We start from the raw sequence: 256 nt of genomic DNA, 5'->3' as shown, positions 1-256 counted from the left end.
GAGCACCGGCTCGTTGGGGGAAATTGACGGAGAAGTAGTGCTTTAGTCCCTCGTGCATCAAGGAGCGTTCCTTGATCTCCTGCATCCGTTCAATGTCGTTGTTGCCCCCGCTCACGACGCACACCACCGTCTTGCCGCGGATCTGTTCCCGATACTCGTCGAGGGCGGCGATGGACAAGGCACCGGCGGGTTCGGCCACAATGGCGTTTTCGTTGTACAGATTCAGGATGGTTGTGCAAACCTTGCCCTCTGGGAC

At 58.2% G+C, this 256-nt stretch carries 1 pseudogene; it reads right to left on the bottom strand.

Features of this window, described 5'->3' with window-relative positions:
- Window positions 1-256: pseudogene (locus tag AC0L3L_RS36535) on the bottom strand (threonine dehydratase); the annotation flags it as partial.

Source organism: Mesorhizobium sp. WSM4849 (assembly GCF_055811385.1).
Note: the sequence above shows the minus strand (reverse complement) of the source record. Positions and strands in the feature narration are given on the sequence as shown.